General features: G+C 64.8%; 18 protein-coding genes. 13 read left to right on the top strand and 5 right to left on the bottom strand.

Going from position 1 to position 18,130, the window contains the following annotated elements; all coding sequences use genetic code 11:
* Window positions 1-11: 11 nt before the first annotated feature.
* The 11 genes from GOQ09_RS14245 (at window position 12) to GOQ09_RS14195 (ending at window position 14,415) form a co-directional block, all read left to right on the top strand.
* On the top strand, window positions 12-1,049 hold the full coding sequence (locus GOQ09_RS14245) for a microcin C ABC transporter permease YejB (RefSeq protein WP_157613988.1): 1,038 nt from the start codon (window positions 12-14) through the stop codon (window positions 1,047-1,049).
* Window positions 1,015-2,136, top strand: coding sequence for an ABC transporter permease (locus GOQ09_RS14240; protein WP_431769274.1), 1,122 nt, complete (start codon window positions 1,015-1,017; stop codon window positions 2,134-2,136). The genes GOQ09_RS14245 and GOQ09_RS14240 overlap by 35 nt, the downstream gene beginning before the upstream one ends.
* Window positions 2,133-3,767, top strand: a complete 1,635-nt coding sequence (locus tag GOQ09_RS14235; protein ID WP_157613987.1) for an ABC transporter ATP-binding protein — start codon at window positions 2,133-2,135, stop codon at window positions 3,765-3,767. Before GOQ09_RS14240 ends, GOQ09_RS14235 begins: the two co-directional genes overlap by 4 nt.
* Before the next feature lie 18 nt (window positions 3,768-3,785).
* Window positions 3,786-4,985 carry a YbfB/YjiJ family MFS transporter gene (locus tag GOQ09_RS14230; protein WP_157613986.1) on the top strand — a complete coding sequence of 400 codons (1,200 nt, stop codon included), beginning with the start codon at window positions 3,786-3,788 and terminating at the stop codon, window positions 4,983-4,985.
* A 181-nt stretch (window positions 4,986-5,166) separates the two neighbouring features.
* A complete protein-coding gene (gene rimP, locus GOQ09_RS14225) occupies window positions 5,167-5,805 on the top strand; it encodes a ribosome maturation factor RimP (protein WP_157616715.1) in 639 nt (212 codons plus the stop codon).
* 16 nt (window positions 5,806-5,821) lie between these two features.
* Window positions 5,822-7,306 carry a transcription termination factor NusA gene (nusA, locus tag GOQ09_RS14220; RefSeq protein ID WP_126745899.1) on the top strand — a complete coding sequence of 495 codons (1,485 nt, stop codon included), beginning with the start codon at window positions 5,822-5,824 and terminating at the stop codon, window positions 7,304-7,306.
* A gap of 24 nt (window positions 7,307-7,330) precedes the next feature.
* Window positions 7,331-10,285 carry a translation initiation factor IF-2 gene (infB, locus tag GOQ09_RS14215; RefSeq protein WP_157613985.1) on the top strand — a complete coding sequence of 985 codons (2,955 nt, stop codon included), beginning with the start codon at window positions 7,331-7,333 and terminating at the stop codon, window positions 10,283-10,285.
* Between the two features lie 21 nt (window positions 10,286-10,306).
* Window positions 10,307-10,678, top strand: a complete 372-nt coding sequence (gene rbfA, locus GOQ09_RS14210; protein ID WP_126745896.1) for a 30S ribosome-binding factor RbfA — start codon at window positions 10,307-10,309, stop codon at window positions 10,676-10,678.
* Window positions 10,679-10,680: 2 nt separating this feature from the next.
* Window positions 10,681-11,637 carry a tRNA pseudouridine(55) synthase TruB gene (gene truB / locus GOQ09_RS14205; RefSeq protein ID WP_157613984.1) on the top strand — a complete coding sequence of 319 codons (957 nt, stop codon included), beginning with the start codon at window positions 10,681-10,683 and terminating at the stop codon, window positions 11,635-11,637.
* Window positions 11,634-13,469: a translational GTPase TypA gene (gene typA / locus GOQ09_RS14200; protein ID WP_028258722.1), complete on the top strand. Its 1,836-nt coding sequence runs from the start codon at window positions 11,634-11,636 to the stop codon at window positions 13,467-13,469. Before truB ends, typA begins: the two co-directional genes overlap by 4 nt.
* 16 nt (window positions 13,470-13,485) lie before the next feature.
* A complete protein-coding gene (locus tag GOQ09_RS14195; protein WP_165442086.1) occupies window positions 13,486-14,415 on the top strand; it encodes a DMT family transporter in 930 nt (309 codons plus the stop codon).
* Window positions 14,416-14,483: 68 nt separating this feature from the next.
* On the opposite strand, the gene GOQ09_RS14190 is transcribed toward GOQ09_RS14195, so the two are convergent.
* The 5 genes from GOQ09_RS14190 to smpB form a co-directional block, all read right to left on the bottom strand.
* Window positions 14,484-14,879, bottom strand: coding sequence for a COG4315 family predicted lipoprotein (locus tag GOQ09_RS14190; RefSeq protein ID WP_157613983.1), 396 nt, complete (start codon window positions 14,877-14,879; stop codon window positions 14,484-14,486).
* Window positions 14,880-14,953: 74 nt separating this feature from the next.
* Window positions 14,954-15,772 carry an anti-sigma factor family protein gene (locus GOQ09_RS14185; protein ID WP_157613982.1) on the bottom strand — a complete coding sequence of 273 codons (819 nt, stop codon included), beginning with the start codon at window positions 15,770-15,772 and terminating at the stop codon, window positions 14,954-14,956.
* Between the two features lie 15 nt (window positions 15,773-15,787).
* Window positions 15,788-16,303 carry a sigma-70 family RNA polymerase sigma factor gene (locus GOQ09_RS14180; RefSeq protein ID WP_157613981.1) on the bottom strand — a complete coding sequence of 172 codons (516 nt, stop codon included), beginning with the start codon at window positions 16,301-16,303 and terminating at the stop codon, window positions 15,788-15,790.
* Window positions 16,304-16,324: 21 nt separating this feature from the next.
* Window positions 16,325-16,705, bottom strand: a complete 381-nt coding sequence (locus tag GOQ09_RS14175) for a COG4315 family predicted lipoprotein (RefSeq protein WP_157613980.1) — start codon at window positions 16,703-16,705, stop codon at window positions 16,325-16,327.
* Window positions 16,706-16,799: 94 nt separating this feature from the next.
* Window positions 16,800-17,276, bottom strand: a complete 477-nt coding sequence (gene smpB, locus GOQ09_RS14170) for an SsrA-binding protein SmpB (RefSeq protein WP_157613979.1) — start codon at window positions 17,274-17,276, stop codon at window positions 16,800-16,802.
* Between the two features lie 62 nt (window positions 17,277-17,338).
* Here smpB and GOQ09_RS14165 point away from each other — a divergent pair, with 62 nt between their 5' ends.
* Together GOQ09_RS14165 and GOQ09_RS14160 are read left to right on the top strand one after the other, a co-directional pair.
* Window positions 17,339-17,788, top strand: a complete 450-nt coding sequence (locus GOQ09_RS14165; protein ID WP_126745891.1) for a type II toxin-antitoxin system RatA family toxin — start codon at window positions 17,339-17,341, stop codon at window positions 17,786-17,788.
* Window positions 17,785-18,120: an RnfH family protein gene (locus GOQ09_RS14160; RefSeq protein ID WP_157613978.1), complete on the top strand. Its 336-nt coding sequence runs from the start codon at window positions 17,785-17,787 to the stop codon at window positions 18,118-18,120. The genes GOQ09_RS14165 and GOQ09_RS14160 overlap by 4 nt, the downstream gene beginning before the upstream one ends.
* Window positions 18,121-18,130: the final 10 nt, after the last annotated feature.

Here is an 18,130-nt window from a genome sequence, read left to right as displayed (position 1 = left end):
GGAAACGAACCGTGCTCTCCTATGTACTCAAGCGGCTCTTGCTGTTCATTCCCACGCTGCTGGGCGTCTTGCTGGTCACTTTCCTGGTGATCCAGTTCGTGCCGGGTGGGCCGGTAGAGCAATACCTGGCCGAGGCAAAAACAGCGGGTGCCGGCGGCGGGGGCGGTTTCGAATCGGGCGGCGGTTCCTACCGGGGCAACCAGGGCGTCGATCCGAAACGGCTCGAACAGATCAAGGCGCTCTACGGCTTCGACAAGCCGCCGCACGAACGCCTCTGGCAGATGCTCGGCCAATTCGCCCGCTTCGATCTAGGCAGGAGCTTCTTCCAGAACAAGGATGTGTGGACGCTGATTCTCGAGAAGCTGCCGGTATCCATCAGCCTCGGCCTATGGACGTTTTTCATCAGCTACGGCGTCGCGGTGCCGTTGGGCGTCGCCAAGGCGGTCAAGGCGGGGACGCGCTTCGATCTGATCAGCACGCTCATCGTGCTCATCGGCTATGCCATTCCCGGCTTTGTGCTGGGGGTGGCGCTGCTGGTGATCTTCGGCGGCCAGCTTCAGTGGTTTCCATTGCGAGGATTGACCTCGTCCAACTGGGATGAGCTGAGCTGGGGCGCCCGCATCGTCGACTACCTCTGGCACATCACGCTGCCCGTCACCGCCATGGTGCTCGGCAGCTTTGCGGTAACGGCCATGCTCACCAAGAACGCTTTTCTCGAAGAAATTCGCAAGCAATACGTTCTCACCGCCCGCGCCAAAGGGCTGGGTGAGCGGCAGGTGCTGTGGAAGCATGTGTTCCGCAATGCGCTCATCCCGATCATCACGGGCCTGCCATCAGCCTTCATCGGCGCATTCTTCGCGGGCTCGCTGCTCATCGAAACGCTGTTCTCTCTCGATGGGTTGGGCTTGCTCGGCTATGAGAGCGTGATTCGGCGCGACTACCCGGTGGTGCTCGGCACCCTGTACCTCTTCACGCTGATCGGCCTGGTGACCAAGCTGATTTCCGATCTCTGTTATGTCTGGGTGGACCCGCGTGTCAAATTCGACTGAGAGCGCGATTTCCGCCGCGGTGCCGGCCGGCCTGAACGCCAACGCCGTGCCGAATACCTCCGCGCATGCTTCTCCCGGCCGCCGTGCGTGGATACGCTTCAAGCGCAACCGCCTTGGCTATTGGAGCCTGGTGATCTTCGCCGCGATGGTGGTGCTGAGCCTGTTTGCCGAAGTGCTGTCGACCGACAAGCCGCTGGTTCTGCGCTATGAGGGGCGCACCTATTTCCCGGTGCTGCGCGACTACTCCGAGAAAACGTTCGGCGGCGATTTCGAGACACCGGCCGACTACCTCGATCCCTTCATTCGCGAGCGCATCACGCAAGGTGGCAACTGGGCGATTTACGCGCCCAATCCCTACGGGCCGAAGACGCTGAACTACTTCGCCAAGGCGCCGAGTCCGGCGGCTCCCACAGGCGATAACTTCTTTGGCACGGACGACCGCGGGCGCGACCTGCTGGCGCAGCTGATCTACGGTTTTCGCGTCAGCGTGCTGTTCGGCCTGGCGCTCACCGCCATCGGCACGGTGCTTGGCGTGATCGCGGGTGCGGTGCAGGGCTATTTCGCCGGAAAGGTCGACCTCGCGTTCCAGCGTTTCATCGAGATATGGAGCTCGATGCCCGAGTTGTACCTGCTAATCATCTTCAGCGCGATCTTCGCGCCAAGCGTGGCGTTGTTGCTGATCTTGCTGAGCCTTTTCGGATGGATGGGCCTGGCCGACTACGTGCGCGCCGAATTCCTGCGCAACCGCCAGATGGACTACGTGCGCGCCGCGCGCGCCCTTGGCGTGGGCAACCTGCAGATCATGTGGCGCCACATCCTTCCCAACAGCATGGTGCCGGTTGTCACCTTCCTGCCGTTTCGCATGAGCGCGGCCATCCTGGCGCTGACCTCGCTCGACTTTCTTGGGCTTGGCGTGCCGCCGGGCACGCCGTCGCTCGGCGAACTGCTGAGCCAGGGCAAGGCCAACATCGATGCCTGGTGGATTTCGCTTTCCACGTTCGGTGTGCTGGTCGTCACGCTGATGCTGCTGACCTTCATGGGCGACGCGCTGCGCGACGCGCTCGATCCACGGAAGGCCGACAAATGAGCGACGTGACTTCTTCTCAGCCATTGTTGGATGTAAAGGGCCTGCGCGTCGCCTTTGGCGGCAAGAGCGTGGTGCACGGCGTTGATTTCCGCATTGCCGCCGGCGAAAAGCTCGCGCTTGTCGGTGAGTCGGGCTCGGGCAAGACCGTCACGGCCCTGTCGCTGCTGCGGCTGGCTCAGAATGCCGAAGTGACCGGCTCCGCAAAGCTGTCCGGCGCGAGGGACGGCTCGAACGCGCGCGACCTGCTGTCGATTCCGGAGCGGGAACTGCGCGGCATTCGCGGCAAGGAGATCGCGATGATCTTCCAGGAGCCGATGACGGCGCTCAATGCGCTCTACAGCGTGGGCGACCAGATTGCCGAGGTGCTCGAACTGCACGAAGGACTTTCCGCGCGCGCGGCGCAGGCGGCTGCCGTCCAGTTGCTTGCCGACACCGGAATTCCCGAGCCGGAACGCCGGGCGAGGGCGTTTCCGCACCAGCTTTCGGGCGGCCAGCGCCAGCGCGCCATGATTGCGATGGCGCTCGCCTGCAAGCCGCGCCTGCTGCTGGCGGACGAACCGACCACTGCGCTCGACGTGACGGTGCGTGCACAAATTCTCGACTTGCTTGCCGACCTGCAGCGCAAGCACGGCATGGCCGTGCTGTTGATCACGCACGACCTCAATCTGGTGCGCCGGTTTGCCGACCGTGTCGCGGTGATGGAAAACGGCCGCATCGTCGAGCACGGCGCTGTCGCCACCGTGTTCGAAGCACCGCAGCATGCCTACACGCGCAAGCTGATCGACAGCCATCCGGAACGCGACGTCTCCGCGGTGGCTGTGGGCGCTGGTGCGCAGCCGGTGCTCGAGGCCACCAGGCTGCGGGTGAGCTATCCGGTGTCCAGGCCCGGCATCGCTGGCTGGTTCCGCAAGGGTGAATTCATCGCGGTGGAGAACGCCGACTTCCGCATCGCGCCCGGCGAAACGCTGGGGGTGGTCGGCGAATCGGGGTCGGGCAAGTCGACGCTGGCGCTCGCCGCGCTCGGCTTATTGAAGTACCGCGGCGCGCTGAAGGTGGACGGCAGGGGGTGGGCGGTCGACCGCACGTCGGACCTGGCCCTGCGCCGGGTCATGCAGGTGGTTTTCCAGGACCCGTTTTCTTCGCTTTCGCCACGCATGACGGTCGAGCAGATCGTGGGGGAGGGGCTGCGCGTGCACGCGCCCGAACTCGGCACCGAGCAGCGCCGGGCGCGCGCACTGGCGGCGCTGGCCGACGTGGGGCTGAGCGAGGCGCAGTTCCCGTCGCTGCTCGACCGCTATCCGCACGAGTTTTCTGGTGGGCAGCGCCAGCGGCTCGCAATTGCGCGGGCATTGATCGTCGATCCGCAATTGCTGGTGCTCGACGAGCCCACCAGCGCGCTCGACGTCACGATCCAGAAGCAGGTGTTGGGTTTGCTCCAGCGCCTGCAGCGCGAGCGGGGCCTGAGCTATTTGCTGATCACGCACGACGTCGAGGTGATCCGCGCCATGGCGCACCAGGTCATCGTGATGAAGGACGGTGCCATCCTCGAAACCGGCCCGGTCGAGCGCGTGCTCGATGCGCCCGAGCACCCCTATACAAAGAAACTGGTGGCCGCGGCGCTGCTGGAATAAACAACGGAATAGAAAAAAATGTCGGGAGTCGGACAAAACCGGCGCGGTGCCTGGCGCGCAGCGCTGGCCTGCATGGTTACTTTGGCTGTGGCCATGGGGCTGGGGCGCTTCGCCTTCACGCCCATGCTGCCGATCATGCTGCACGAGGGAAAGCTCCAGCTCGAGGCCGGAGGCGTGCTGGCTTCACTCAATTACCTGGGTTACTTTCTTGGCGCGGTCAGTTGCGCGGCCATCGGCATCAAGGCGAAGAGCATGGTGCGCGGCGGCCTCGCCGCAACGGCGGTGCTGCTGATCGGCATGGGCGTGCTCCACAGCTTCACCAGCTGGGGCATCCTGCGCACGGCCGCCGGCGTGATGAGCGCCTGGGTTTTCGTTTTCGCATCGGGGTGGGGGCTGCGGCGATTGGCCGAAACCAATTCCCCGGCACTGGCTGGCGTGATCTATACGGGGCCGGGCATCGGCATTGCCATGACGGGCCTGCTCGGCGGCGCGTTGGGCCGATGGGGCTCGGAAGCAGGATGGATCGGTCTGGGCGTGCTCGCGGTCGTGTTGGTGGCGCTGATCTGGCGGATTTTTGATGACGACGACTTGCCTGCAACCGGCGGTTCCGCGGCGGCGCCCGCTGCGGCGACCAGGCCGGCTGCTTCGGCATCGGCGCGCAGCGAGGCCATCTGGCTGGTTGCGTTGTACGGCCTGGCCGGCTTCGGCTACATCATCACCGCCACGTTCCTGCCGGTGATCGCCCGCCAAGCCCTGCCGGGCTCGCCGTGGCCCGACTTTTTCTGGCCGCTGTTCGGGCTGGCCATCATTCCGGGCGCGCTGATCGGCGCGCGCGCGCCCGTTCACTGGGACAACCGGTTGCTGCTGGCCGTGGCCTATGCGTTGCAGGCGCTGGGCGTGGTCCTGTCGGTCGCATGGCCGACGATCACGGGCTTTGCCCTGGGGAGCCTGCTGCTCGGCATGCCGTTCACGGCGATCACGCTTTTTGCGATGCGAGATGCCCGCCGCTTGCGTGGCAATGCCGCGGCCGGGCTGATCGGCTACGCCACGGCTTCCTATGGGGTGGGGCAGATCATCGGCCCGCTGTTTGCGGCGCCGTTGGCGCAGCGAACCGGTTCTTTTCAGCTGCCGCTGCTGGTGGCGGCCGCTGCGCTGGCGCTCGGTTCGGTGCTGTTTGCGCTGGTCTGGTCCAAATCCCGGCGCCGACAGGCGTTTTGAGCCGCTCCAGCCACTTCATTTATCACAGGAATAGCATATAATTCGAGGCTCACGACCAAACGGGCGGGTACCAACCGCCCGTTTTTTTTGGTCTATGCATTTTCAATGCGTGCATCCGTGGCGGGCGGGTGGCGCGCATAAGCATTTCGCACAGGCATTTTTACAAGGCGTTTTCAAACACGTGGCGTTGCAGCAGATTGTGGAACAAACCGTAGCCGGACTCGGCTATGACCTGGTCGAGATCGAACGCTCGGCCGGGGGATTGCTGCGCGTGACGATTGATTTGCCTTGGGCGGCCCCCACATCGGAAGCTGTGGCTGCCGGTATTCCCGAGCCTTTCGTGACCGTCGAGGATTGCGAAAAGGTAACGCGGCAGCTGCAATTTGCGCTCGAGGTCGATGGTGTCGATTACAAGCGGCTCGAAGTTTCCTCGCCGGGTATTGACCGTCCGCTGCGCAATGAGCAGGATTTCGAGCGTTTCGTGGGCGAGGTGATCGACATCACGCTCAAGGCGCCGATGGGTGCCGCGGCGGCGGGGCAGGTGTCTGCCACCCGCAAGAAGTTTCGCGGCACGCTGGAGCGCGTTGAAGGGGCCGACGGAGCCCCGGGTTGGCAAATCGTCTGGAGCGATGCGCCCGAGCCCAAGCCGGGTCAAAAAGTGAGCAAGAAGCGCGCGCCTGCAACACTGCATGCGCTCGGCTTCGTGCTGGACGAGCTGCGCGATGCGCGGCTCGCGCCAATTGTGGATTTCAAGGGCCGCAAGGCCAAAACCCAACCGGGTTTTTCGGATATTGACGACGGAACGAATGTTCCGGACTGACTAGAGGAGTGGTGGCATGAATCGCGAAATGTTGATGTTGGTGGATGCGATCTCGCGCGAGAAGAACGTCGAGCGCGACGTTGTTTTCGGCGCAGTCGAGTCCGCACTGGCGCAGGCCACCAAGAAGCTCCACCAGGGCGATGTGGACATCCGCGTCTCGGTCGATCGCGACAGCGGCGACTATGAAACCTTCCGCCGCTGGCACGTCGTTCCGGACGAGGCCGGCCTGCAGCTGCCCGACCAGGAAATCCTCCTGTTCGAGGCCCGGGAAGAAATGCCCGACATCGAGGTCGACGAATACATCGAGGAAGCGGTTGAGTCCGTGCCCATCGGCCGTATCGGCGCCATGGCGGCCAAGCAGGTCATCCTGCAGAAGATCCGCGACGCCGAACGCGAGATGCTGCTCAACGACTTCATGTCGCGTGGCGACAAGATCTTCGTGGGCACCGTCAAGCGCCTGGACAAGGGCGACATCATCGTGGAGGCTGGCCGTGTCGAAGGGCGCCTGCGCCGCAGCGAGATGATCTCCAAGGAAAACCTGCGCAACGGCGACCGCGTGCGGGCCATGATCATGGAAGTCGACCTGACGCTGCGCGGCGCGCCGATCATCCTGTCGCGCTCGGCACCCGAGTTCATGATCGAGCTGTTCCGCCAGGAAGTGCCTGAAATCGAACAAGGCCTGCTCGAAATCAAGAGCTGCGCCCGCGACCCGGGTTCGCGCGCCAAGATCGCCGTGCTCTCGCACGACAAGCGCGTCGACCCGATCGGCACCTGCGTCGGTGTGCGCGGCACGCGTGTCAACGCCGTCACCAACGAGCTCGCCGGCGAGCGCGTCGACATCGTGCTGTGGAGCGAAGACCCGGCCCAGTTCGTGATTGGCGCCCTGGCGCCGGCCAACGTGTCGTCGATCGTGGTCGACGAGGAAAAGCATGCCATGGACGTGGTGGTCGACGAGGAAAACCTCGCCATCGCCATCGGCCGCGGCGGCCAGAACGTGCGCCTGGCTTCCGACCTCACCGGCTGGAAGATCAACATCATGGACGCCAACGAGTCTGCGCAGAAGCAGGCCGTCGAGACCGATGCCAGCCGCAAGCTCTTCATGGAAAAGCTCGACGTCGACGAGGAAATCGCCGACATCCTGATCTCCGAGGGCTTCAACAGCCTCGAGGAAGTGGCCTATGTGCCGATCTCCGAAATGCTGGAGATCGAAGCGTTCGACGAAGACACCATCAACGAGCTGCGCACGCGCGCCAAGGATGCGCTGTTGACCATGGAAATCGCCAAGGAAGAGGGCGTCGAGACCGTCTCGCAGAATCTGCGCGACCTCGAAGGCCTGGACCCCGAGCTGATTCCCAAGCTGGCCGAGGCGGGTGTGCACACCCGCGACGACCTCGCCGACCTCGCGGTCGATGAACTCACCGAGATCACCGGCCACAGCGCCGATGACGCCAAAGCCCTCATCTTGAAAGCCCGCGAACACTGGTTCGCCGGCCAAGAGTGATGGTCATGGAGGCACGAAACCAATATGTCCAGTACCACTGTCGCCGAGTTCGCGAACGAGCTCAAGAAGACTCCCGAAACCTTGCTTGACCAGCTCAAGAGCGCAGGCGTGCCCAAAGCGGCACCCACCGATGCACTCACCGAGGCTGACAAGCAGCGCCTGCTCGGCTTTCTCAAAGCCAGCCACGGCACCGCCGAGCCCGAGCGCAAGAAGATCACGCTGACGAAAAAGTCGACCAGCGAGATCAAGCAGGCCGACGCCACCGGCCGCGCCCGCACCATCCAGGTCGAAGTGCGCAAGAAGCGCACCTTCATCCAGCGCGACGACGGCCACCCCGCCGTGCCCGAAGCACAGCCCGTGGCTGAAGCGCCCGCCGCGGCACCCGCCGCACCCCGCAGCGACGAGGCAGAACTGGCTCGCCGCGAGGAAGAGGCGCGCCGCCAGGCCGAGCTGATCCGCCGCCAGGAAGAAGAGCTGGCCGAGAAGCGCCGCCTGCGCGAAGAAGCCGAAGCCCGCGAACGCGAGCAGGCCGAAAAGGCCGAGCGCGCCGAACAGGCCGAGCAAGAAGCCGCACGCGTCGCCGCCGAGAAGAAGGCTGCTGCCGAAGCCGCTGCCGCGCCCGCGAAGGAAGCGGCCAAGCCGGTGGCAGCACCTGCGGCCGCCGCAGCCGCTGCCGCTGAGCAGCAAGCCGCAGATACCAAGCTGGCCGCCCAGACCGCTGCCACGCAAGCCAAGGAAGACGCGAAGGCCAAGGCCGCAGCTGAATCGAAGGCCCGTGCCGACGAGGAAGCCGCTCGCGCCAAGGACCTCGACGAGCGTCGCCGCAAGGCACTCGCCGAAGCCGAAGCCATTCGCGCCATGATGAATGCACCGGCCCGCGTGCTGGTGCCGCACAAGGCGCCCGAGAAGCCGCAGCCCGAAAAGGCCGCGGTCAAGGGCACGCTGCACAAGCCGGCCGCGCCCGCGGCTCGCCCCGGTGCGCCCGCCGCAGCCGGAGCTCCCGCAGCGCCTGGCGCCGCCGGTGCCGGCAAGGAAGTCAAGTCGGCCAAGCTCTCGTCGAGCTGGGCTGGCGATCCTGCCAAGAAGAAAGAAATCAAGACTCGCGGCGATGCCAGCGGTGGTGTCGGTCGCGGCAACTGGCGCGGAGGCCCGCGTGGCCGCCGTGGCAGCAACGACCGTGGAGGCCACGAAGAGCATGTGCAGGCCGCGCCGGTCGAGGCACGCATTCTCGAAGTGCACGTGCCCGAAACCATCACGGTGGCCGAGCTCGCGCACAAGATGGCCGTCAAGGCGCAGGAAGTCATCAAGCAGCTCATGAAGCTGGGCCAGATGGCAACCATCAACCAGTCGCTCGACCAGGACACCGCCATGATCCTGGTGGAGGAAATGGGCCACAACGCGGTTGTTGCCGCCTTGGACGATCCGGAAGCCTTCACCGACGAGGACGTGGGCGCACAAACCGCCGAAGCCCTGCCGCGCGCGCCGGTCGTGACCGTCATGGGCCACGTCGACCACGGCAAGACCTCGCTGCTGGACTACATCCGCCGCGCCAAGGTTGCCGCGGGCGAGGCCGGCGGCATCACGCAGCACATTGGTGCGTACCACGTGCAAACCGAGCGCGGCATGGTGTCGTTCCTCGACACCCCGGGTCACGAGGCCTTCACGGCCATGCGTGCCCGCGGTGCGCAGGCCACCGACATCGTCATCCTGGTGGTGGCGGCCGACGACGGCGTCATGCCGCAGACCAAGGAAGCCATCAAGCACGCGAAAGCCGCTGGTGTGCCGATCGTGGTTGCCATCAACAAGATCGACAAGCCCGACGCCAGCCCGGACCGCGTGAAGCAGGAACTGGTGGCCGAGGAAGTCGTGCCTGAAGAGTACGGCGGCGACGTGCCGTTCGTGCCGGTGTCCGCCAAGACGGGCCAGGGCATCGACGACCTGCTCGAACAGGTGCTGCTGCAGGCTGAAGTGCTGGAACTCAAGGCGCCGGTGGATGCCGCCGCCAAGGGCCTGGTCATCGAAGCGCAGCTCGACAAGGGCCGCGGCCCGGTTGCTACCGTGCTGGTTCAGTCCGGCACGCTCAAGACCGGCGACGTGGTGCTGGCCGGCTCGACGTATGGCCGCGTGCGCGCCATGCTCGATGAAGACGGCCGGACCATCAAGACCGCGGGTCCGTCGATCCCGGTCGAGATCCAGGGCCTGACCGAAGTGCCGCAAGCGGGCGACGAGTTCATGGTGATGAGCGACGAGCGCCGTGCGCGCGAAATCGCGACCTACCGCGCCGGCAAGTTCCGCAACACCAAGCTGGCGAAGGCCCAGGCTGCGAACCTGCAGAACATGTTCACCGACCTTTCGGCCGGCGAAGTGCAGACGCTGCGAATCATCATCAAGGCCGACGTTCAGGGTTCGCAAGAAGCACTGGCACAGTCGCTGCTCAAGCTGGCGAACGAAGAGGTCAAGGTGCAGATCGTGTACGCCGGCGTCGGCGGCATCAGCGAAAGCGACATCAACCTCGCCATCGCCTCCAAGGCCATCGTGATCGGCTTCAACGTGCGTGCCGATGCCGGTGCGCGCAAGCTGGCCGAAGGCAATGGCGTGCAACTGAACTACTACAGCATCATTTACGACGCTGTGGACGAGATCAAGGTTGCGATGTCGGGCATGCTGGCACCGGAGCGCCGCGAGGAAATCATCGGCTCGGCCGAAATCCGCACGGTGTTCGTGGCCTCGAAGATCGGCACGGTCGCGGGTTCGTACATCACCTCGGGTTCGGTCAACCGCAGCGCTCATTTCCGCCTGCTGCGCGACAACGTGGTGATCTACACCGGCGAAGTCGACTCGATCAAGCGCATGAAGGACGACGTCCGCGAAGTGCGCGAAGGCTTCGAGTGCGGTATCAAGCTCAAGAACTACAACGACATCAAAGAGGGCGATCAGCTCGAGTTCTTTGAAATCAAGGAAATCGCCCGTACGCTGTAAGCGTTCGACGCGAGAGAGTCCATGCCGAAAAGAAAAGCCGCCGCCCCCAACCGCGCGTTCAAGGTTGCCGATCAGATCCAGCGCGATCTGACGGAGCTGATCGCGCGCGAGTTGAAAGACCCGCGCGTGGGCATGGTCACGATCCAGGCGGTCGAGGTCACGCCCGACTATGCGCATGCGAAGGTTTTCTTCAGCGTGCTCACAGGCGACGTGGACGAGACAACCGAAGCGCTGAACCAGGCCGCGGGGTTCCTGCGCAACGGCCTGTTCAAGCGCCTGCACATCCACACCGTGCCAACGCTGCATTTCCTGTTCGACCGCACCACCGAGCGTGCGGCCGACATGAATGCGCTCATTGCGCAGGCCGTCGCTTCGCGTTCGAAAGACGACTAGCCATGAACGCGCCACGCACAAGGGTGCAGCGGCGCCCTGTGCATGGGGTGTTGTTGCTCGACAAACCGCTGGGACTCTCCAGCAACCAGGCCTTGCAAAAGGCCAAGTGGTTGCTGCGGGCCGAAAAAGCGGGCCACACCGGCACGCTCGATCCGCTGGCCACCGGCGTGCTGCCCCTGTGCTTTGGCGCAGCGACCAAGTTCAGCCAGCTCCACCTCGATGCCGACAAGACCTATGTGGCCACGGCCCGCCTTGGCGTGAAGACCGCCACCGCGGACGCGGAGGGCGAGGTCATTGCCGAGCGCCCGGTGCAGGTCACGCCTGAAGACCTGGCCCGTGTCGAGGCGCAGTTCACCGGCCCGATCCGCCAGGTTCCGCCGATGCACAGCGCGCTCAAGAAAGACGGCAAGGCACTGTACGAGTACGCGCGCGAAGGCATTGAAATAGAGCGCGCGCCACGCGACGTGGTCATTCACCGGCTGAGCATCACGCGAACGGACGAGACCGCCCTGCGGATCGTTGCTTCCGTGAGCAAGGGCACCTACATTCGCACCCTGGGCGAAGACATCGGCGAGGCCCTGGGTTGCGGCGCGCACCTGACTTCGCTGCGCCGCACGGCAACCGGCGGCTTCGGCGAGGCGCAATGCGTCACGCTCGAGGCGCTTGAGGCCATGGCCGAGGAAGAGCGCCTGGCACAACTCCTGCCTGCCGAATCCCTGGTGGACGGCCACAGCCGCGTCATGCTCGGCAACGAAGATGCGGCACGCTTTCTGTCGGGCCTGCGCCGCCGCGGCGACTGGGCCGATGCCGGCGAGGTGGCTGTGTTCGGCATCGAACCGCCGGCCTTCCTGGGAACGGCCCACATCACGGCCAACGAATTGATTCCGGGGCGCTTGCTGAACCCCATCGAAATCCAGCAAATTCTTTTGAACGCACAACAGACCGAAGCGACACCATGAGTACCAAGCAAATCCGCAATATCGCCATCATTGCCCACGTGGACCATGGCAAGACCACGATGGTCGACCAGCTGCTGCGCCAGTCGGGCACCTTTGCCGAGCACGAGAAAGTGGTCGACACGGTGATGGACAACAACGCCATCGAAAAAGAACGTGGCATCACCATCCTGGCCAAGAACTGCGCCGTGACCTGGGAAGGCACGCACATCAACATCGTCGACACCCCCGGCCACGCGGACTTCGGCGGTGAAGTGGAGCGCGCGCTCTCCATGGTCGACGGCGTGGTGCTGCTCATCGATGCGCAAGAAGGCCCCATGCCCCAGACTCGCTTCGTGACCAAGAAGGCCCTGGCTCTCGGCCTCAAGCCCATCCTGGTCGTGAACAAGGTCGACAAGCCGGGCGCAAACCCCGACAAGGTTGTCAACGCTGCCTTCGACCTGTTCGACAAGCTCGGCGCAACCGACGAACAGCTCGACTTCCCCGTGGTCTACGCCTCGGGCATCAACGGCTGGTCGTCGCTGGAAGAAGGCGCACCCGGTGAACAGTGGGGCCCCGACATGTCGGCCCTGTTCAACACCATCCTGAAGCACGTTCCGTCGCAAAAGGGTGACCCGAACGCGCCGCTGCAGCTGCAGATTTCCGCCCTCGACTTCTCGACCTTCGTCGGCCGCATCGGCGTGGGCCGCATCAGCCAGGGCACGCTCCGGCCCATGACCGACGTGCTGGTCATGGAAGGTCCGGACGGCAAGACCGTCAAGGGCCGCGTCAACCAGGTGCTGACCTTCCAGGGCCTGGACCGCGTGCAATCGACTGAAGCCGGCCCCGGCGAAATCGTGCTGATCAACGGCATCACCGACATCGGCATCGGCGTCACCGTGACCGACAAGGACAAGCCCGCGCCGCTGCCCATGCTCAAGGTCGACGAGCCGACCCTGACCATGAACTTCTGCGTGAACACCAGCCCGCTGGCCGGACGCGAAGGCAAGTTCGTCACCAGCCGCCAGATCTGGGACCGCCTGCAGAAGGAACTGCAGCACAACGTTGCGCTGCGCGTGAACGAAACCGACGAAGAAGGCATTTTCGAAGTGATGGGCCGCGGTGAACTGCACCTGACCATCCTCTTGGAAAACATGCGCCGCGAAGGCTACGAAATGGCCGTGTCGAAGCCGCGCGTCGTGTTCCGCACCGTGAACGGCGAGAAGCACGAGCCCATCGAGCTGGTGACGGCCGACATCGAAGAGCAGCACCAGGGCGGCGTGATGCAGGCACTGGGCGAGCGCAAGGGCGAGCTGGTGAACATGGAACCGGACGGCCGCGGCCGTGTGCGCCTGGAATACCGCATTCCGGCGCGCGGCCTGATCGGCTTCACGAATGAGTTCCTGAACCTGACGCGCGGCTCGGGCCTCATCAGCAACATCTTCGACAGCTACGAACCGCACAAGGGCGACATCGGCAGCCGCAAGAACGGCGTGCTGATCTCGATGGACGACGGTGAAATCTTCACCTACGCCCTGGGCAAGCTGGACGACCGCGGCCGCATGTTCGTGAAGGCCAACGATCCGGTATACGAAGGCATGATCGTCGGCATCCACAGCCGCGACAACGATCTGGTGGTGAACGCCACGCGCACCAAGCAGCTGACGAACTTCCGCGTGAGCGGCAAGGAAGATGCGATCAAGATCACGCCCCCGATCGACCTCACGCTGGAATACGGCGTCGAGTTCATCGAGGACGACGAACTGGTCGAAATCACGCCCAAGAGCGTGCGCCTGCGCAAGCGTTTCCTGAAGGAAAGCGACCGCAAGCGCGCCAGCCGCGAAACGGCGAGCTGATCGCCGACATCGACCGATGCTGCGCCTGACGCACGGAGGGGCCGTGTGGATGATGGTCGCCGTGACCCTGATGTGGGCCACGGCGGGCGTTGTCACGCGGCACCTTGCGCAGGCGCACAGTTTCGAGATCACCTTCTGGCGCAGCCTCTTCACGCTGCTTGCGCTGCTGGTGATCTTGCCGCTTTGGCGGGGCCGGGCGGTGTTTTCGCAAATACGGCGCGGCGGCCGCGCGCTCTGGATTTCAGGCGTTTGCTGGACGGTGATGTTCACCGCCTTCATGGTGGCGCTCACGCTGGCTTCCACCGCGAGCGTGCTGGTGACCATGGCGCTCGGGCCGTTGTTCACGGCGCTGGCTGCGCGCATTTTCATCGGCCACCGGCTGCCGCTGCGAACCTGGCTCGCCATTGTGGTGGCCGGGCTTGGCATTGCCTGGATGTACGGCACGCAGCTGATGCAGGGCGGGGCGGCGGCGGGCGGATCTCTGCTCGGAACGCTGGTGGCGCTTTGCGTACCGTTGGCCGGCGCCACCAACTGGACGGTGGTTCAGCATGCGCATGCCAAGGGGCATGACATCGACCTGGTTCCCGCGGTGCTGATCGGCGCGGCGCTCAGCGCGCTGTTCACGCTGCCCTTTGCACTGCCTTTTCAGGCGAACGCGCGCGACCTCGGCCTGCTTGCCTTCCTGGGCGTGTTCCAGCTGGCGATTCCGTGCGTGCTTTCAGTGCTTTGCGCACGGGTGCTGAAGGCGCCCGAAGTTGCCCTGCTTGCATTGCTCGAGGTGATCTTCGGCATTGCATTGGCTTGGCTCGGTGCCGGCGAAACGCCTGCGCCCAGTGTGCTGACCGGCGGCGCGCTGGTCATCGGGGCGCTGGTGTTCAACGAGCTGCTTGCGCTACGCGGACGGCGCACCACAGCGGCAAACAGCGTGCTGCCCAGCGCGCACTAGGCGAATACGAAAAAAGAAAAAGGCCCCGACTTTCGCCGGGGCCTTTTGCATTCAGCAGATGGCCGCCCTCAGGGGCGGGCAACCTTCCAGGCGCCATTCAGGACGCCGTCACCGGTCTTGTCGCCCGGCTTGCTGTCCTTCGTCCAGTAGTAGAGTGGAGAACCCTTGTAGGCCCACTGCTTCTTGCCGTCTTCGCGCATGATGATGGTGTAGCCGCCCATGGGCTTGGCGGTTTCTGCCACGGGGAGCGGCGGCCAGTTGGCGGCGCACTGGGCGTTGCAGGCGGAGGTGCCTGCGCCGGGCGTATCGCGGGCGAAGGTGTAGAGCGTCATGCCGTTCGGTCCGACGAGCACGCCGTCAGCGGTGCGGGTGGGTGTGTCGGGTGCGCTGGCGGTCTTGTTGGACATGCCGCCGCAGCCGGCGAGCAATGCCGCCGCGAGGATCGAGGCGCTGAGCAATTTCATGCAGTTTCTCCTTCAGTTGATAAATCGCGAAAACAAAGCCAGTTGGTTGCGCGACCGGGCAGTTTATGCCGGCCTCAAGACAAATCGCGGTAGGCGAGCGTCGCGAGTTTCAGCAAAACATCACGCGGCAGCTTGCCGGCTACGGCATAACCGAAGCCCTGATCCACCCAGTAGAAGCTTGGCACCGGCCCTTCCGACGCAAAACGGAAGGCCGTTTCGCGCGAAGCGGCTGTGCTGGTGGGCGCCGGGCTGTCGAGAATGCCGATGTAGAGAGTGACACGCTCGCCGGATCCGTCCTCGAACATGAACTGGGCGCGCGCGCCGCTTTCTCCGGGCAGGAGGCGCCCGCCGACCAGCGTGTAGCCCATCGTCGTCAGGTCCGGCACCTTGAGTGGCCTGTCCAGGCGTTTGGACAGCCACTGGACGAGATGCTGCTGCTCGGTGGCGGCCACCTCGACGGGATGCCTCTTTTCGGGCGCATAGACGGCATGCGCAATCGACGCGTCGTGCACGAACTCGCGCGTTGCAGGTGCCTTGGCCAATTGGGCCAAGGGCGTGGCGCCATGCACCGCCCACTGGGCGTTGCCAAGCCAGCCGGCCGCAAACGCGACGAGCACGCCGGCCGCCATGCCCCCCCATCGAACCCAGCTGCCTTGCCGGTGCAAGCCGCGATCGAGCGCGCCCGCCAATGCGGCGGGAATCGGCTCGTCGAAGAGTTCGCCATGCAGGCGCCGCAACGCCTCGCGCTGGCGGCGCCACGCTGCGACTCGTGCGGCAGCAGCAGGGTCATGCGCCACGGCTTCTTCGACCTCGGCCCGGCGCTGTGGCGTGAGTCGGCCGTCGACCAGCGCATGCAGTTCTTCATCGGTGGGGGGCGCGGTGGGGCGGTTCATGGTTGAGGGCAGGTTTCACTTCAGGAGGCGCAGGCCGGGGCGATTCGGCGCGGAGGCGCCGTCCATCAGCTCTCGCAACCGGTTGCGGGCGCGCGACAGGCGAGACATCACGGTGCCCGCCGGAATGCCGAGCACCTTGGCCACCTCCGCATAGGAGAAGTCTTCCAGCGTTACCAGCAACAGAACGATCCGCTGTTCCTCGGGCAATTGCATGAGGCAGCGCTGCAGGTCCAGGCCGGTGCCGAGGTCCCGGCCCGGATCGACGCCGCCGTGCAGCTCCTGTGCGGCCTCGTCCAGTGGTACGACGCTGTGCGGCGGCGGCGAGCGCCGCAACTGGCTTGCAAAGATGTTGTGCATGACCGAAAACAGCCATGCGCGCAGGTCGCTGCCCACCAGCCACAGGCGCCATTTGCTGCAGGCCCGCTCCAGGGTGTCCTGCACCAGGTCGTCCGCCGCCCAGGCATTGCCCGTGAGTGCGCGCGCATAGCGGCGCAAACTCGGGATCTGCTCGGCCAGCAGGCGGGCGTTCATGAGGAGCGAGGCGCGTGCGGCTCAGGGCTTGGCGGTTTTCCAGGCGCCGCCGACACCGTCGCCGGTCTTGTCGCCCGGCTTCGTGTCCTTGGCCCAGTAGTAGAGCGGCCAACCCCTGGCGGCCCATTGCTTCTTGCCGTCGTCGCGCGTAACGATGGTGAAGTCGCCCGCTGGCTTGTCGGCATCGGTGGCCATGAAGGGCGGCCAGTTGGTTGCGCAGCCCCCGTTGCATGCCGATTTGCCGCTGCCGGCGGTATCTTTGTCGAAGGTGTAGAGCGTCATGCCGTTCGGCCCGACCAATGCGCCGTCCGCCGCCTTGGGCTGGGCAAGAACGGGAAGCGCGAGCAGGCTGCCAAGCAGCGCGGCGGCAATGCCGGCGGAAGGAATGCGAAAAGGCGACATGGAAGACTCCTGGTTGTGGCGCACCGACTGTCCGGTGACACCGCATAAACGCCTGCGAGCGGCGTTTTATTCCATGCCGAGCAAAAAAAAGAAACTAGCGGCTGCGGCTCTTCATGGCGCGCTCGACTTCGCGCTTGCCTTCGCGGTCCTTGATGGTGTCGCGCTTGTCGTGCTCGGCCTTGCCCTTGGCGAGCGCAATTTCGCATTTGACCTTGCCCGCCTTCCAATGCAGGTTGAGCGGCACCAGCGTGTAGCCCTTTTGTTCAACCTTGCCGACCAGCCGGCGGATTTCTTCCTTGTGCAGCAGCAACTTCTTGGTGCGGACCGAGTCAGGGTTGACGTGGGTCGATGCGCTCTTGAGCGGGTTGATCTGCAGGCCGACAACGAACAGCTCGCCGTCGCGGATCACCACGTAGCCGTCGGTTAGCTGTACCTTGCCTTCGCGCAGGGACTTGACTTCCCAGCCTTCGAGGACGATGCCGGCTTCGAAGCGTTCTTCGAAGAAATAGTTGTACGCGGCCTTCTTGTTGTCGGCAATGCGGGAGGAGGTATCTTGTTTCTTGGTGGCCATGGCTCGGAAAGATGGGGACGCATGGCTTCAATACAATCCGTCGCGCACGCTGTCCCGATTCTATGAAAACCGTCAACAAGTCCGTCCTCATCTGGTACAGCGCCGAAGAGATGTATGCGCTCGTCACCGATGTGGAGAAGTATCCGCAGTTCCTGCCCTGGTGCGACAAGGCCCGGGTCATCGAGGAAGACGAGGCCGGCATGACCGCCGAAGTCGGCCTGGCTTTTGCCGGCCTTCACCAGAGCTTTACTACCCGCAACAGCCATGTGCCGGGGCGCGAAGTGCACCTCAAGCTGGTCGACGGGCCGTTCTCCAACCTCGACGGCATCTGGAAGTTCGCACCCGTGGGCGAGCCCGGCGACCGGGCCTGCCGGGTCGAGCTGCACATGAGCTACGGCTTCAGCAACTTTGCGCTGCAGGCACTGGTGGGGCCGGTGTTCGACACCGTGGCCTCCAGCCTGGTCGAGGCCTTCGTGAAGCGCGCCGAGCAGGTCTACGGCAAGGAAGGATGATCGAAGTCACGCTGAGCTGCTCGCCCGCGCCGCGCGAGGTGTTCGAGCAAGTGCTGCGGCTGGCGACCGGCGCCACGGTGACCGATGCCGTCGAGGCGAGCGATCTTGCGCTGCGATTTCCGCAGCTCGATTGGCACCAATCGATGACACCAGGAATATGGGGCAGGGAAGCCGACTGGGGCCAGCCGCTCAAGGATGGCGACCGCGTCGAGCTCTGCCGCCCCCTGGCCGTCGATCCCAAGGTGGCGCGCCGCGAGCGCTTCCAGCGGCAGGGCGCGCGCGGTACCGGCCTTTTTGCAAACCGCCGCAAGGGCGGCAAGGCCGGCTACTGAGTCTTCGAGA

This window comes from Variovorax paradoxus, from assembly GCF_009755665.1.
In the GTDB taxonomy this organism is placed as follows: domain Bacteria; phylum Pseudomonadota; class Gammaproteobacteria; order Burkholderiales; family Burkholderiaceae_C; genus Variovorax; species Variovorax paradoxus_G.
The sequence above is the reverse complement of the archived record's forward strand: the minus strand, read 5'-3'. Positions and strand labels throughout refer to the sequence as shown.